Source organism: Bacteroides sp. 41_26, from assembly GCF_949740115.1.
GTDB classification, from domain to species: Bacteria; Bacteroidota; Bacteroidia; order Bacteroidales; family Bacteroidaceae; genus Bacteroides; species Bacteroides nordii.
Genome location: NZ_CATJGZ010000112.1, coordinates 99,459 through 115,215, shown reverse-complemented (window position 1 = coordinate 115,215; position 15,757 = coordinate 99,459). Strand labels below are relative to the sequence as shown.

Annotated in this window: 10 protein-coding genes; 4 read left to right on the top strand and 6 right to left on the bottom strand. The window is 40.5% G+C overall.

Annotation, left to right across the window (positions count from 1 at the left end):
• The first annotated feature begins 12 nt into the window (after nucleotides 1-12).
• Both QX565_RS16880 and QX565_RS16875 read left to right on the top strand, forming a co-directional pair.
• Entirely contained in the window at nucleotides 13-1,947 is a 1,935-nt protein-coding gene (locus tag QX565_RS16880; RefSeq protein WP_289293613.1) for an MGH1-like glycoside hydrolase domain-containing protein, read from the top strand.
• A gap of 220 nt (nucleotides 1,948-2,167) precedes the next feature.
• A complete protein-coding gene (locus tag QX565_RS16875) occupies nucleotides 2,168-5,059 on the top strand; it encodes a M43 family zinc metalloprotease (RefSeq protein ID WP_221649106.1) in 2,892 nt (963 codons plus the stop codon).
• Between the two features lie 78 nt (nucleotides 5,060-5,137).
• Here QX565_RS16875 and QX565_RS16870 read toward each other — a convergent pair whose 3' ends face one another.
• The 3 genes from QX565_RS16870 to rpsO all read right to left on the bottom strand — a co-directional run bounded on the left by QX565_RS16870 (nucleotide 5,138) and on the right by rpsO (nucleotide 8,174).
• Nucleotides 5,138-6,787: an AMP-binding protein gene (locus tag QX565_RS16870; RefSeq protein ID WP_289293611.1), complete on the bottom strand. Its 1,650-nt coding sequence runs from the start codon at nucleotides 6,785-6,787 to the stop codon at nucleotides 5,138-5,140.
• A 104-nt stretch (nucleotides 6,788-6,891) separates the two neighbouring features.
• The gene (locus tag QX565_RS16865) at nucleotides 6,892-7,467 is read right to left on the bottom strand and encodes a helix-turn-helix domain-containing protein (RefSeq protein ID WP_002558243.1); all 576 of its coding nucleotides are present in this window, start codon (nucleotides 7,465-7,467) and stop codon (nucleotides 6,892-6,894) included.
• A 437-nt stretch (nucleotides 7,468-7,904) separates the two neighbouring features.
• Complete coding sequence (gene rpsO, locus QX565_RS16860; RefSeq protein ID WP_002558242.1) at nucleotides 7,905-8,174, bottom strand: 30S ribosomal protein S15; 270 nt, start codon at nucleotides 8,172-8,174, stop codon at nucleotides 7,905-7,907.
• Nucleotides 8,175-8,330: 156 nt separating this feature from the next.
• Here rpsO and typA point away from each other — a divergent pair, with 156 nt between their 5' ends.
• Complete coding sequence (typA, locus tag QX565_RS16855) at nucleotides 8,331-10,130, top strand: translational GTPase TypA (protein ID WP_221649108.1); 1,800 nt, start codon at nucleotides 8,331-8,333, stop codon at nucleotides 10,128-10,130.
• Nucleotides 10,131-10,308: 178 nt separating this feature from the next.
• The gene (locus QX565_RS16850; protein ID WP_289293609.1) at nucleotides 10,309-11,748 is read left to right on the top strand and encodes a chitobiase/beta-hexosaminidase C-terminal domain-containing protein; all 1,440 of its coding nucleotides are present in this window, start codon (nucleotides 10,309-10,311) and stop codon (nucleotides 11,746-11,748) included.
• A gap of 97 nt (nucleotides 11,749-11,845) precedes the next feature.
• Here the strand turns inward: QX565_RS16850 and QX565_RS16845 are convergent, their stop codons facing one another.
• The 3 genes from QX565_RS16845 to pckA all read right to left on the bottom strand — a co-directional run bounded on the left by QX565_RS16845 (nucleotide 11,846) and on the right by pckA (nucleotide 15,723).
• Nucleotides 11,846-12,856, bottom strand: coding sequence for a hypothetical protein (locus QX565_RS16845; protein WP_289293607.1), 1,011 nt, complete (start codon nucleotides 12,854-12,856; stop codon nucleotides 11,846-11,848).
• A 25-nt stretch (nucleotides 12,857-12,881) separates the two neighbouring features.
• Nucleotides 12,882-13,907 carry a hypothetical protein gene (locus QX565_RS16840; protein WP_289293606.1) on the bottom strand — a complete coding sequence of 342 codons (1,026 nt, stop codon included), beginning with the start codon at nucleotides 13,905-13,907 and terminating at the stop codon, nucleotides 12,882-12,884.
• 208 nt (nucleotides 13,908-14,115) lie between these two features.
• The gene (gene pckA / locus QX565_RS16835; RefSeq protein WP_289293604.1) at nucleotides 14,116-15,723 is read right to left on the bottom strand and encodes a phosphoenolpyruvate carboxykinase (ATP); all 1,608 of its coding nucleotides are present in this window, start codon (nucleotides 15,721-15,723) and stop codon (nucleotides 14,116-14,118) included.
• Nucleotides 15,724-15,757 lie beyond the last annotated feature (34 nt).

Here is a 15,757-nt window from a genome sequence, read left to right as displayed (position 1 = left end):
TTCGTAAAGATTATGAGAAAATATATTATAAGATTTTGTGTACTGATTGGCGTGAGTATACTTTTTAGTAATTGTTCTGAGCAAAAAAAAGAGTTTCATCCTTTGTTAGTACATAAGTATGACAATATTCTGGATATATCTTATACTCCTAATGACTCTCTTTATTGTAGCGGGTGGTTTTCTGATCAAGGAGCGTGGATGGGGTTTACTGTACCACAAAAGGAACGATGGATTAATGGCTTTTGCGGTCCCTTCGATCTGGAAACACGCCGATGGATTTCTCAATCATTGGTAACGGTAGGATTTGCTGAAGCTCCTGATGAAGTTTTCTCTCCGGATTCTGTTGTCTATTTTCCGGGAGAGCTATATATGCGTTCTTCCTCTAGGCATGGGACTATAAGTCAGCGTCTTTTCTTTATTGATAAATCCAACGTACTGCTGGAATGTGTTTCGGATAGTAATAAACCGTTGTGTTTTTATGGTCAGGCATTAGATGATAATTCTTCTTATAGTGTAGTAAATAATTCATGCATGCTTTCTTCACCCTCCGGAGATCAATATCTGATTACCTTTCCGGAAAATGTAAAGATCCATTTCTCCGGTAATAGATATGAGGCGAATGTTTCGTCTGCATCTCCAATTTATGTGGTAATCTCTTCCCTGGAGAATATCAAGGGGCAGATGTTTGATTTTGGTGCTATTGCCAAGATACAATCGAATCCTTCCGGTTTCATCAATAAGCATTATCAGTGTTGGAACGGTTATTTAGAGAAAGTGTTGCGACCTGATATGCCGGAGGAGTACGATCGGATTGCAGTCAAAGCAGTGGTTACCCTCATTGCCAACTGGCGTAGTAGCCGTGCCGGATTATTACATGATGGAGTAGTCCCATCACATGCTGTAGGCTATTTTATGGGATTCTGGGCCTGGGACTCATGGAAACATGCTGCAGCGTTAGCTGACTTTGCTCCGGAACTGGCTAAGAATCAGGTACGTGCCATGTTCGATTATCAATTGGATAACGGAATGATAATAGATTGTATTTATACGGATATCCGTGAAAACAATGCAAGAGATAGTAAACCACCTTTGGCTGTATGGGCCGTGAGTAAGATATTTGAAGCAACAGCCGATACTGCTTTTGTGGAAGAGATGTACCCTCAGTTACTTAACTATTATCATTGGTGGTATCTGGATCGTGATCATGATTCAAATGGTATCTGTGAGTTCGGTTCGGTAGATGGAACGCTTGAGGCGGCAGCCTGGGAGAGTGGAATGGACAATGCTATTAGATTTGATCATGCAAAAATGGTAAAGAATAGCGATACAGCCTGGAGTTTTGATCAGGAATCGGTTGATCTGAATGCTTTTCTGGCTTATGAATATTCTCTGCTGAAAAAACTTGCGGTAGTGGCGAAACAGCCATTCAGTGAAAAGGAATATGCAGATATTATAAGTACTTATTTTTATGATAAAGAGTCCGGATTCTTTTTTGATAAAAAGTTGGATGGAACATTTGTGAAAGAACCAGGCAGTGAGGCTTATATACCTTTTTGGGCAGGTATCGCAACTAAGGAGCAGATGAAGGAGGCTATGAAGCTATTTACGGATTCTACAAAGTTCTCTACTTATATCCCTTTTCCTACTGTTGCGGCCGATAATCCGAAGTTTATACCCCGCGGATACTGGAGAGGGCCTATATGGTTGGATCAGACTTATTTTGCTATTTCCGGATTACGAAGATATGGCTATGTGGAGGAGGCAGATGCATATACCCGTCAGGTATTCGACAGGCTTCATGGACTGAAGGGAGATGGTGCAATACATGAAAACTACGAAACGTATACAGGTAAACAGTTGAAAGCTCCCCACTTTAGTTGGTCGGCTGCACATCTTCTGATGTTGTATGAGGAGTACAACAGGCAAGCTTCTGTTACCGGATTATAAGTTACTACAATTTATTAAGTAATCGTTCTAAATTATATGATATTATTATTGAAACGCAGAAACTCACAGATTCACGCAAAGCATATCATCGCTCAAGTATAGCGCAGTCATTTAATCTGCGAAAATCTACGATCATTTGCGTTTCAATAAAACGCTGTCATAGTATGAACTAAATTTGAAATACTACTTATTCTATATAAACCATTTAAAATTTTTTGCAATGAAGAACAGAACAAGTTATTGGACTACATTACTGTGTCTATTAGTAGCTTTGGGAGGTACTGCGCAAAACGTGCCGGGTTATGTACCGGGAGCGCCTTTGCCATGTCGTGCCCATGAACAGATTCAGCGTTATTTTGAGGAAAACCCGACTGCTTTAAAGAGACACAATCAACTACCGCAAACAAGAGTATCAACAGAGCGTCCCGACTCTTATGTGATCCCGGTAGTGTTTCACGTCTTTGGAGAGACTTTTAATGGGGCAAAGCTCAATGATGAGATAATAAAGGATGCTCTGAGAAAAACGAATGAAGATTTTCAGGGTATAACAGCAAATTCCGGTGATGATAATCCTGACTTTAACAAACTTCAGGCTAATATGAATATTACTTTCAAATTGGCCGAAAAGGGACCCGACGGAGAAGCGACTACCGGTATTCTGTATCATCGTCTTGAAAGTGGGTTCGGGAACTATTATGCACCCCGAATGGCACTGTATGCCTGGGACAACCATAAATATATGAATGTGTATGTGATGAATGATCTTTATGGTGATGGAGTGACCAATAATTCGGGCGTATCCTGGTATCCGGATGTAGAAATGATGGAAGAAAATCTGGCCCGTGTAGTATATAATGGTGCTTATATCGGAATGAATACGGATGAAAATTTCCGTCGGGTATTAACCCATGAATTCGGGCATTTCCTGAACTTGGCTCATACTTTCGATGACAATGGCGGACGTTGGCCCGACGGTTGTAAAGCAAATAAGGCAGGACAACCTAATCCGGGTGACTGGGTAGATGACACGCCTAAAGCAGATGTGGCTCTGATGGGAGCAGCTGACCGGAATTGTGAGAATGAATTGACCAACTGGACGAATTATATGAATTATTCCTATGTGCGTACGTCTATGTTCACAAAGGGTCAGATAGACCGGATGCTCGATGCGCTGGATCATCCGGCTCGTATAGAATTGTGGCAAAAAGAAACTGCCGACCAAGTCTTTTTTATAGAGGAAGCTACCAAACGCATCGCTTTGACCAGTCGTGGAGACATCCTGGAGGCACCTGCCAATGATGGAACTTTTGAGGGTACATTTGAGTTCACATTAATCAATGGAGTACTGGCTGATAAAGACTTTGTGTACGGTACTGATTTTGTTATTGATGGATTGCCGGAAGGATTGACTCCTAAGTTGCAGAAGAAAAGTAACACGGTACTTATTTTATCTTTCCAGGGTAAGGCAGTAGTAAACGACCGGAACATAGAATTAGCTGTAATTTTCAAGAATGGAATGTTAGAGAGTGGTGAGTTATATGATTGTAAATTGCCGTTGACGTTGGAATGTCGTCCCGATTATGGTATTAAGTATGTAGATTGTGAGGATATCAATATTTCATCTGCTCATGGTTGGGAGATTATTAAGTTAGATACAAAATATGAGAATTCTGAATTTGGGTTAATGTGGAACTCTAACCAGGGTAGTTATTACGGTAACCTGTATATCGAATCATATGAGAAGAAGATGATGGGAGCCAGAACCAATCTGACTGTAGTTAATTATGGAGAAAAGATTGGTGATTCTTCTGATTGGACAACAGGTATTGGAGCTTATCCGAATCTGGGAACTTTAGTCTCTAAAGGCTATGCAAACTGGAAAGGAAAAATTGCATTTGTGGGTATTCAGTTTGAAGGAACTCTGGCTGGTGAGATATTATATGGCTGGCTGAGAATATCTGTAGCCGATGATGGTAATTCGTTCACCTTATTGGATTATGCCTTTAATGAAGCTCCGGGAAGTGCTATCATAGCGGGACAAAAGAGTGGGGACATGGGTAAATCGGAATTGATATTCGGTACTACTTCTGTGATGGAAAATGCAGAGTTGAATGACGGGACAATTACGCAAACTATAAATCTGGTTGTTATGGGAGATAATGCATTCAACCGGACAGGTATCTTGACCGAGGGAACGGATTATACATTGAATGTACCCCAGGGCCTGATTTCTCAATTGGAGGTTGTATCAGAGAAGCAAGCTGTTTTATCTTTCAAAGGAAAGGCCGAAAGCCATGAAGCAAAGGATATGGATGTAACCGAATTAACATTGAAGCCAACTGTATTCAACCATTCGGATATTGAAAATTTATCAGCGCAATTGAGCTTTGATTTTCTGAATCCATATCAGATTATAGTTGGAGATCTCGGGATAGGTGCCGGAGAAGAATATGGAAACTGGACTTATTTTTATGCTCCCGAAGATTTGGATAACGGCTATGGTGCCTGGGAATTTGGTGTAAAACATTTGAAACTGGAAACCTACCTTAAACCAATGGTTTGCCTGGAAAATACGAGGAATATTGCACCTTTGGCCGAAGGAACAGAGATTGGGGTTAAATCCAACTGGGTTACTCCCGGAGATTATCCCAATCAGCTGGATATTGCCACCAGCCAGTTTACCAGCTGGTATGGCCGTACTGCATATGCTGGTTTTGCTTTTGAGTATTTAGGTAATATGTTGTATGGCTGGTTTGAAATAACAGTAAGTGCTGATGGAGGCTATTACGTAGTCAACCGGTTTGCTTACAATGAAAAGCCGGGTGAACCTATTTTTGCCGGTAAGATTGATACAGGTGGAGGAAGTGCTATTCATAATCCGGGTCTTCAGGCTGTCTCTTTGTCTCCCAATCCTGTAAGTGATCTGTTACATATAACTGCTCCGGAGCGTACTCACATATCTGTTTATGGTATTAATGGAACAAAAGTATGGAGTGGCGTAATGACTACCGGACAAACAGATGTCTCAGTGTCGTATTGGGAAAAAGGTTTCTACTTTGTTCATTTGTCTAAGGACGGAGTGAATGTGGTACAAAAGATTATGGTAAAATAGAAAAGAAAGATAAAGAAAAGGCCAGCCGATAATTAATCAGCTGGCTTTTTTTTATTTTGAAGTATATTGCTGCAAGAGTTATATTATCTCGATTCCCTGTTCTTTACAGAGTTGCAGTCCCAGATCTTTTAATTTGAATTTCTGTATCTTTCCGCTACCTGTCATTGGAAATTCGTCGATAAAGAAGATGTATTTGGGTATCTTATAACGGGATATCTTGTTTTTGCAGAAGTCTCTTACATCTGATTCGTGCATCTTTACTCCTTCGCGGAGAATGATAAAGGCTCCTACAGCTTCTCCGTATTTCTTAGAGGGAATTCCTGCCACCTGTACATCTTTTATACCGTCTAACTTATAGAGGAATTCTTCTATTTCGCGTGGATAGATGTTCTCTCCTCCACGAATAATCATATCTTTAATACGGCCGGTGATGCGGTAATTACCGTCTTCGTCTTTGATACCAAGATCACCCGAGTGCAGGAAGTTATTCTTATCAATTACTTCGGCCGTGGCCTGAGGATTTTTATAATATCCTTTCATTGTGTTATAACCCCGGTTACACATTTCACCTTGTACTCCTACCGGACATTCTTCTCCTGTTTCCGGATTGATTACTTTTACTTCGGTGAATTCAAAATCATGTCCCACTGTATTACAACGAACGTCAAACGAGTCATCAATTCGTGTAGCCGTCATGCCGGGGGCTGCTTCTGTAAGTCCGTATACACTGGTTACTTTCATGTACATTTTCTCTTCCACCTGTTTCATTAATTCTACCGGACAGAGAGAACCTGCCATAATTCCGGTACGGAGGCTGGACATATCGAACATGTCGAACATCGGGTGGTTCAGTTCGGCAATGAACATAGTGGGAACTCCGTAAAGTGCCGTACAGCGTTCTTTATGAATAGATGCTAATACTACCAGTGGGTCGAAACGTTCTACCATTACTTGTGTACAGCCATGGGTGAGGCAGTTCATTGTGGCCAGCACCACACCGAAACAGTGGAATAACGGCACACAGCAACATAATTTGTCATCTGCTGTGAATTTCATATGCTCACCGGTGAGGTAACCATTGTTGGCAATATTATAATGGGTAAGCATTACTCCTTTAGGAAATCCGGTGGTTCCTGATGTATACTGCATGTTTACTACATCATGGCAGTCTACCTGGCTTTTCAACTGATTCAGCTTTTCGTCTTCCACATTATTTCCCAGTAACAGAATTTCGGCAGTGTTATACATGCCCCTGTGTTTTTCCTGGCCTACATATATCACATTTTTCATGTAGGGGAAACGTTCGCTCTTCAGATGTCCCCGTTCACAGGTTTTTAATTCAGGAAGCATGGTATAAGTCATCTGTACAAAATCGCTGTCTTTCTCTCCGTTGACAATACACAGTGTGTGCATATCGGAATTCTGGCAGAGATATTCCAATTCAGCCTGCTTATAATTGGTATTTACAGTTACGTAGACGGCACCTATCTTGGCGCAAGCGTATAGTAGCGTAAGCCAGTCGGGTACATTGGCAGCCCAGATTCCTACGTGTGTACCTCTTTCTACTCCGATGGCGATAAGACCTTTAGCCATATCGTCTACGCGACGGTCGAGTTGTTTCCATGTGAAACGCAGATTACGGTCGGAGTATACAATGTATTCTTTGTCGGGAGTTTCCTCAGCCCAATGTTCAAGCCATTGGCCGAGAGTTCGGTTGTATAATTGCATGATAAATGGTGATAAGTGTTGAGTGATAAGCGATTAGTGATTAGTGAGAAGAGATAAGTACGATGGATATGCGATACTTATCACTTCTCACTAATCGCTAATCACTAAATAGGTGTATAGATTACGGCCAGAATTTTTGCTGCCTTTCCTTCATAAGCATGTACGTGGTGCGGGACAATGGAGTCATAGTAAATGCTGTCACCTTCTTCAAGCAAATAACTGGCTTTACCATAACTGATTTCCATGATGCCTTCCATAACCATGATAAATTCTTCGCCTTCGTGAGAAGAGAGTACAAAGTCATTGTCAGCGGTAGGAGCTACATCAATAATGAACGGCTCCATGTGGCGGTCGGCTTTAGACTTAGATAAAGAGTGATACTCCATGTGCTTGCGCGAATGAATGGCATTGTTGGAGAAGCTGATGGAATCTTTGGCTTCTTCCTTACGGCATACCACAGGACCTGTTTCGTCCTGATCGTCAAGGAATGTTCCCAAGCGTACTCCCAATACACGTGCTATCTTGATCAGTGGTGCAAGTGACGGAAGGTCGATATTCCCCTCGATGCGTTCTACTTGTTCTACTGCCAGGCCGGAGCGCTGTGCTAATTCTTCTATTGTAATCGATTTGTTTTCGCGGAGGGCTTTTATTTTTTCTCCGACAATCTTACTTGTATCCATATTGATAGTATTTATTGTCTATAAGGTTATAATTTAGAGCTATTAAGTTGCAAAAATAGCAAATTCTTTATAGCATCGCAATTATAAGTGTAGAAAATGTCAATTTACTGTTTCCTCTTGCGGGGACAAACTTCAATCAATCGTTTGGTTACTGGCATATACTTTCTGCCTCGGTGAAGGGTATTGTACGACATGTACATCTCGTGCAGTCCCAGATGTACATGTCGTACAGTCCCAGATGCACATGTCGTACTGTACGAGATGTACATGTCGTACAATGTTCTGTTACGACTTCTTTAAAGGCTGTCTATGGTATAGCGTACGAAGGGTTTAATGAAAGTTCGGGTAGGACAATAACTGAGGGAGGACTAAAAAAAAGAAGTCGCTTCTTCTTCTCAGAGAAACGACTTCTTTTAATCTTGTTTGTAACAAGCGGATTACTTACGCAATCCAAGAGTTTTGATAATGGCACGATATCTTTCGATATCTTTTGCTTTCAAATAGTCGAGTAAGCGACGACGCTTACCTACCAACATTGTCAAAGCTCTTTCAGTACTATAATCTTTTCTGTTGAGCTTCATATGCTCAGTCAGATGGGAGATACGGTATGAAAACAAAGCTATCTGAGCCTCAGCTGAGCCAGTATCAGAGTTAGACTTTCCGTATTTTCCGAAGATTTCTTGCTTTTTAGCAGCATCTAAATACATAATTCTTAGTTTTTTGTAATATATAAACTTTACTTTTGAGCGTGCAAAGATAGCCATTATCTTTATATCCCACAACGTTTTGCAGGAAAAAAAATCTCTATAGGTCTTTTTTCTAATCCAATTTTCGTACCTTTGCCGGCAAATATTAGGTATTATATGCAAAACATTAGGAACATTGCAATTATTGCCCATGTTGACCATGGGAAAACGACGTTAGTCGATAAGATGCTTCTGGCCGGAAATTTGTTCCGCGACAATCAGACAAACGGTGAACTAATTCTGGATAACAATGACCTGGAACGTGAACGAGGTATAACGATTCTCTCTAAAAACGTTTCTATCACTTATAACGGAACTAAGATTAACATTATTGATACTCCGGGGCACAGTGACTTCGGTGGCGAAGTAGAACGTGTGCTCAATATGGCCGACGGATGTATTCTGTTGGTAGATGCTTTTGAAGGCCCGATGCCTCAAACTCGCTTCGTATTGCAAAAAGCATTGGAGATCGGTTTGAAGCCTATTGTGGTTATTAATAAAGTAGACAAACCCAACTGTCGTCCGGACGAGGTACATGAAATGGTATTTGACCTGATGTTCAGTCTTGATGCTACAGAAGAACAGCTTGATTTTCCAACTATCTATGGTTCGGCAAAGAATGGATGGATGAGTACCGATTGGCAGAAGCCTACAGATACTATTCTTCCGTTGTTGGATTGTATTATTGAGAATATTCCGGCTCCTACGCAATTGGACGGTACACCTCAGATGTTGATTACTTCATTGGACTATTCTTCTTATACAGGTCGTATCGCCGTAGGGCGTGTACATCGTGGCGTGTTGAAGGAAGGCATGAATGTGTCATTGGCAAAAAGAGATGGCAGCTTTGTGAAATCGAAGATTAAAGAGGTACACGTATTTGAAGGACTGGGTCGTGTGAAAACGACGGAAGTAGAGTCCGGAGATATTTGTGCTTTGGTAGGTATTGATGGTTTTGAGATCGGTGATACGATCTGTGATTATGAAAATCCGGAAGCATTGCCGCCAATCGCTATTGACGAACCTACTATGAGTATGTTGTTTACTATCAACGATTCTCCCTTCTATGGTAAAGACGGTAAGTTTGTAACTTCACGTCATATACATGATCGGTTGATGAAGGAACTCGATAAAAACCTTGCCCTTCGCATTCGTAAGAGTGAAGAGGATGGTAAGTGGGTTGTTTCCGGTCGTGGCGTTCTTCACTTGTCTGTACTTATCGAAACGATGCGTCGTGAAGGATACGAGTTGCAGGTAGGACAGCCGCAGGTTATCTATAAAGAGATAGATGGTGTAAAGTGCGAACCGATAGAGGAGTTGACCGTAAATGTCCCCGAAGAATATTCAAGTAAGATTATCGACATGGTAACCCGCCGTAAGGGGGAGATGACGATGATGGAAAGCAACGGTGAACGTGTAAATCTTGAATTTGATATGCCGTCACGTGGTATCATCGGTCTTCGTACCAATGTGTTGACTGCTTCTGCTGGTGAAGCTATTATGGCTCATCGCTTCAAAGAATATCAACCGTTCAAGGGTGAGATTGAACGTCGTACCAATGGTTCTATTATAGCCATGGAGGCCGGAACGGCATTTGCTTATGCAATTGACAAGTTACAAGATCGTGGAAAGTTCTTTATTTTCCCACAGGAAGAGGTGTATGCCGGACAGGTGGTAGGTGAACATTCTCACGAAAAAGATCTGGTGGTGAATGTAACTAAATCGAAAAAACTGACTAATACCCGTGCTTCCGGTACGGATGATAAAGCGAGGCTGATCCCTCCTGTACAATTCTCACTTGAGGAAGCTTTGGAGTATATCAAGGAAGATGAATATGTTGAAGTTACTCCGAAAGCAATGCGTATGCGTAAAGTCATTTTAGATGAAAACGAACGTAAACGTGCGAATAAAAATTAACGCTTTTGTAATATAGTAAGGAAAAGCCCGGCTGGAGTCATCTTGCCGGGCTTTATTTTGCTTGTAATTGCTCTTGGTATTACAATGCGGTAACATTGTGAAATTTTAAATATTGAGCGCTTGCTTAATTTTAAATATTGTATAACTTTGTGGAATAATAACTTAAAAACATTATGATATGAAAAAACTATTACTTTCGTTATTTATGGTGGTGGTTGCAATGGGGATGACAAATGCAACAGAAAAGACTGTTCTAACAAATTCTTCGGCTTCTACGTGGACAGGAGATGCCGAAGGATATTCTACTACTATTGATGGGATGACTATTTCCTATACAAAAGGAGGATCGCCTGCAGTTGCTCCATCTGCTGATCATATAAGAGTTTATAAAGGAGCAACTTTGACAGTAAAGAGCGCTAATGGAGAGGCTATTACAAGCATTGTAATCAATTGTACTGAGAAAAAATATTGTGCTGATATTATTGTTGGAGGTGAAACGCTCACTGCAAATACTACTGATAATACAATTACTTGGACTGGGAATGTGTCTGAGTTTGTGGCAAAGTCTGATATTGCCCAGATACGTATCAAGTCAATTGTGATTTCTTATGGTAAACCGGCTGCAGTAGCTACTCCGGCATTCTCTCCGAATGGTGGAACTTATTATGAAGCACAGAATGTGATTATTTCTTGTAGTACTGCTGATGCAACTATTCATTATACTATTGACGGAACAGAACCTACTACAGCTTCTACTGTTTATACTGCTCCTATTAAAGTAGAAACTACTACTACGATCAAGGCTATAGCTTCTAAAGGTAATGATCTCAGTGATGTTGCTTCAGCAACCTATAATATGGCTGTAAGTGTAGATAATATTGCTAAGTTCTATGAATTGGGTAAGGATGCTGCTGTCGAATTTGTTAATCCTGTGAATGTTCTCTATCAGAATGGTATATACTTATTCGTACAGGATGCAACTGGAGCATTACAGATTTATGGTGCTGTTGGACAAACGTATAAGAATGGTGATGTAATTCCTGCAGGCTTCCAAGGAGTCGTTGGAGAATTTGCTGGTGCTCTTCAATTAGGTTCTCCGGTACAAGCCTCGTTTAAGGCAGGAACTACAGGTGCAACTATTGCTCCGACTATTGTTACAGCTGCACAGGTAACTAACGACATGGCTAATAGGCTGATCAAAATAGGTAATGTTAGTGTCGCTTCTGATGGTAAGTCAATTACTGATGCGAGTGGTAGCCTCAATATTTATTCTCGTTTTACTGATGTTACAATCCCTCAGGACGAAAAGAAATATGATATCACTGCTATCGTGAACCTCCGTAATGGGGATATTCAGTTATTCCCAACCAACTTTACTGAATCCCAAAACGTAGGTATTACTGGTACTGAAAGTGATAACGCTATTGCAACCGTTTTTGCTGGTGATAAAGCTATCAAGATTGATGCTGCTGAAAGTGCTCAGGTGCTTGTTGTCAATACTGTCGGTCAGGTGGTGGCAAGCAAAATAATTGCTGCTGGTGCTAATACAGTTGAGGTACCTGCTGGTCTTTATCTTGTTAAAGTAAATAATGCTGTAACTAAGGTGATCATTAAGTAACTTTGATTATTAAGATATGAAAAAAGGAAAGTGTATGTACGACAATGAGTCGGTATACACTTTCCTTTTTAGTTTTATCAGTTAATATCTTGTTTCATTAATTTCCTCCTTGCCAGGGAAGGTCAGTTGTCGGATCATTTTCCAGTTCACCTTCATCAGCTATTTTTATACTTAGATCGGCGTCTGTACCAAAGTTGTCAATGTCGCTGATAGCGATAACCGATTTATAATTGCGTTTAAAAGAACGGTTATATTCCATTATTTTCCCCTGACTGACTCCATCCTTAAAAAGTTCCACTCTGAACATTGCATTTTCTGAAATAATATTACCACTTGTGATTTTTCCGGTTAAAGTTCTGAAAGATATGTAGGTATAATCTGTCTCATTCTTTTCCGGTGTCAGGACCCATTTAGGAGAATCATCCAGTTGAACTTCCAGTTTGTAGTTCTTACGCAAGCCGTTTGCTACGAATTTTACAGCAAAGTAACGTCGGTATAGTTCTAATTCATTATTTGCAGTATGTGTTTCCAGGGAGTCAATAAGTCCATGATATCGTAAAATAGATGGGCGAGAGATATCTTCTTGTGCTTTAGTTCCTATTTTACTGTTATCTGCATCAAAGAGGAATAGCTGTGTACCGTCAGGTTGATCTGCTATAAGAAACTTGTTTTCTACTGTACCATATACTTTCCCGTTGCGGTCAAGAGTGAAAGGGCGGGCTAATTTTCCATCTACTTCGAGGGAGTCTGTTGCATTTCTTACCATTGTGCAAGCTACACGATATTTGTAACCGTCTAACAGATTTAATTTCAGGTTACTAATGTTGTCAAATATCCCATATGCATAAGGTTTACTTTGGAGACGTCCACTTGTGTCTCTGATCCATTGAGAAACAGTAATACCATAAATGTCTTTTTTCTCATTTGCAGCACGTGAAAGCGGAGTTTCTGTGGTGCTACATTCACCTCCAATATTAAAAGTTACCTCTGAATAGGTTTCCGGTTCAGGAACTTTACTAATTTGTGACAGATCTTTTTCTTCGATGCAAGAACTTAATATTGCCACTGCTAAAGCGCTGATGGTAGCAAGTTTTTTAGAATAATTCATGATGATATATGTTTATTTTATTGTTTTAGATAATTTCCTGGTGTTCAGAATCAGTGGGGTTACCAGCTATTTCTCCTTCGCCCATAGTAAAATGACTTTCTCCTGTGGCCTGATCTATATTGATGAATTTGATAATATTTCGTTTGTTTCGTTTTAGCGTGATGAGAGGAGCATCTTGATAGATGGAGTGCCATTCTTTGTCTTTGGTTGAGTAATATCTCACTAAAATAGAACTTTGATCACTTGCATTGATTCCTCCGTTCCATCTGTCGGCTGTTTTGCTGAGTGCCAATAATCGTTCTTCCGTTTTTATCGTTCCATCTCCACCGGTTCCGAGAATGGTAAAGGGAGATGTTCCTGAAAGAGTTATTTCAATAATATCTCCTTGCGGAATATCTTTCGATTCGAATGTCAGTGTACAGTATGCCCGTAGCAATTCGATGTTCACATTGACATGTGAAGTTGTTGATTGGCTCAGATCGACAATGTTGCTTCCGTAATAACGATGGTTGGAAGGGTAAGAGCATATTTTGCCTTCTGTAACTTCTGTGTTGCCTGAATAAGTTCCCTGATAAAACTGATTATTTTTATCGAATGGAGCCAGAGAGACAATTAATCTATTGGTGACCGGAGCATAAATACTGCCATCTTGCGTCAGAGCAAAAGGACGTCCATATTTTATAACCCCATTGTCGATAATGTGATGAGGAAGTTCATTTTCTCCTAAATAGGTACAGTCAAAACGGTATTTATACCCATCGATGAGGCTGATACTTACTTGGCTTACATCATCGAACAGACCAGAAACGTATGGTTCGTAATTTTTTAATCCCTTACCTTGCCAAAATACATTAATAGTATACAACCCTTTCGGTTGTTCACTGCTACGGCTCATTGGTAATTCGCTTTGTTCAATAGAAGGTGCGATACAGAGAGATACTTGGGTGGTGCTCACCGGATCTGTAGGGTAGTCAGAAGCTTCATCACTGTTGCATGCTACAACGAAGAATGAAATTAGAAAAAAGGCAAAGGCAATGAATGGTGATTTCATTTTACTTTGGAGTTTAATATTGCAAAAGTGAGAGCCAAATTCTTGCTAAAAAAACATGAATAAGAGTCTGATTATTTGTTGTTAAGTTTGTCTTGTACAAAAGTAAGTGTTTTAACTGTAAGAAACAAAAAAAGCGACCCCCTTTTGGGAATCGCTTTTATTATTATAATCAGTATTTGAACTTTCGTTCGAAACGATTTGCTTTATCTTACAATTTCGGACCAGCAGCAACCAATGCTTTACCAGCTTCGTTACCTTCAAACTTAGCGAAGTTCTTGATGAAACGAGCAGACAGGTCTTTTGCTTTTTCTTCCCATTTGCAAGCACATTCGTAAGTGTCGCGTGGGTCAAGAATTTTAGGATCAACTCCCGGAAGTTCAGTAGGAACAACAAAGTCGAAGAAAGGAATAACCTTAGTAGGAGCTTTGTCGATAGAACCGTCAAGGATAGCATCGATGATACCACGAGTATCTTTGATAGAAATACGTTTGCCAGAACCGTTCCAACCTGTGTTAACCAAGTAAGCCTTAGCACCAGATTTTTCCATCTTCTTCACCAGTTCTTCAGCATATTTTGTTGGGTGCAATGACAAGAAAGCAGCACCGAAACAAGCAGAGAATGTAGGAGTCGGTTCAGTGATACCACGTTCTGTACCTGCCAATTTAGCTGTAAATCCAGACAAGAAGTAATATTTAGTTTGTTCAGCGTTCAGGATAGATACCGGAGGCAATACACCGAATGCGTCAGCTGACAAGAAGATAACTTGTTTTGCAGCCGGGCCTTTAGATACCGGTTTAACGATGTTTTCGATGTGATAGATCGGGTAAGAAACACGAGTGTTTTCTGTAACTGACTTATCAGCGAAATCGATTTTACCGTTAGCATCAACAGTAACGTTTTCAAGAAGAGCATCACGTTTGATGGCGTTGTAGATATCCGGTTCGCTGTCTTTATCCAAGTTGATAACCTTAGCGTAGCAACCACCTTCGAAGTTGAATACACCTTCGTCGTCCCATCCGTGTTCGTCGTCACCAATCAACAGACGTTTCGGGTCAGTAGACAAAGTTGTTTTACCTGTACCAGACAGACCGAAGAAAATAGCTGTGTTTTTACCTTCTTTGTCTGTGTTAGCAGAGCAGTGCATAGAAGCCATACCGTTCAATGGGAGCAAGTAGTTCATGTAAGAGAACATACCTTTCTTCATTTCACCACCGTACCAGGTGTTCAGGATAACCTGAATCTTTTCTGTAAGGTTGAATACAACTGCAGTTTCTGAGTTCAGACCCAGTTCTTTATAGTTTTCAACTTTAGCCTTAGAAGCGTTCATGATAACGAAATCAGGTTCACCGAAGTTAGCCAGTTCTTCAGCTGTCGGACGGATGAACATGTTTGTTACGAAATGAGCCTGCCAAGCAACTTCCATGATGAAACGCAGTTTCAGACGAGAGTTAGGGTTAGCACCGCAGAATGCATCAACAACAAACAATCTTTTGTTAGAAAGTTCTTTAGTTGCCAATTCTTTAACGGCTTTCCAGCATTTTTCATCTACTGGTTTGTTATCGTTTTTGTATTCGTCAGAAGTCCACCATACTGTGTTTTCGCTGGTAGCATCTTTAACGAAGAATTTATCTTTAGGAGAACGACCTGTGTATACACCTGTCATTACGTTTACAGCACCCAGTTCTGTTTTCTGGCCTTTTTCAAAACCTTCCAAACCCGGTTTGGTTTCTTCAGCGAACAATACATCGTAAGACGGGTTGTGTAAAATCTCTGTTACACCTGTAATACCGTACTTGCTTAAATCTAAATTTGCCATTTTCTTTTGAATTAATTTAAATTGGTATTTTGTT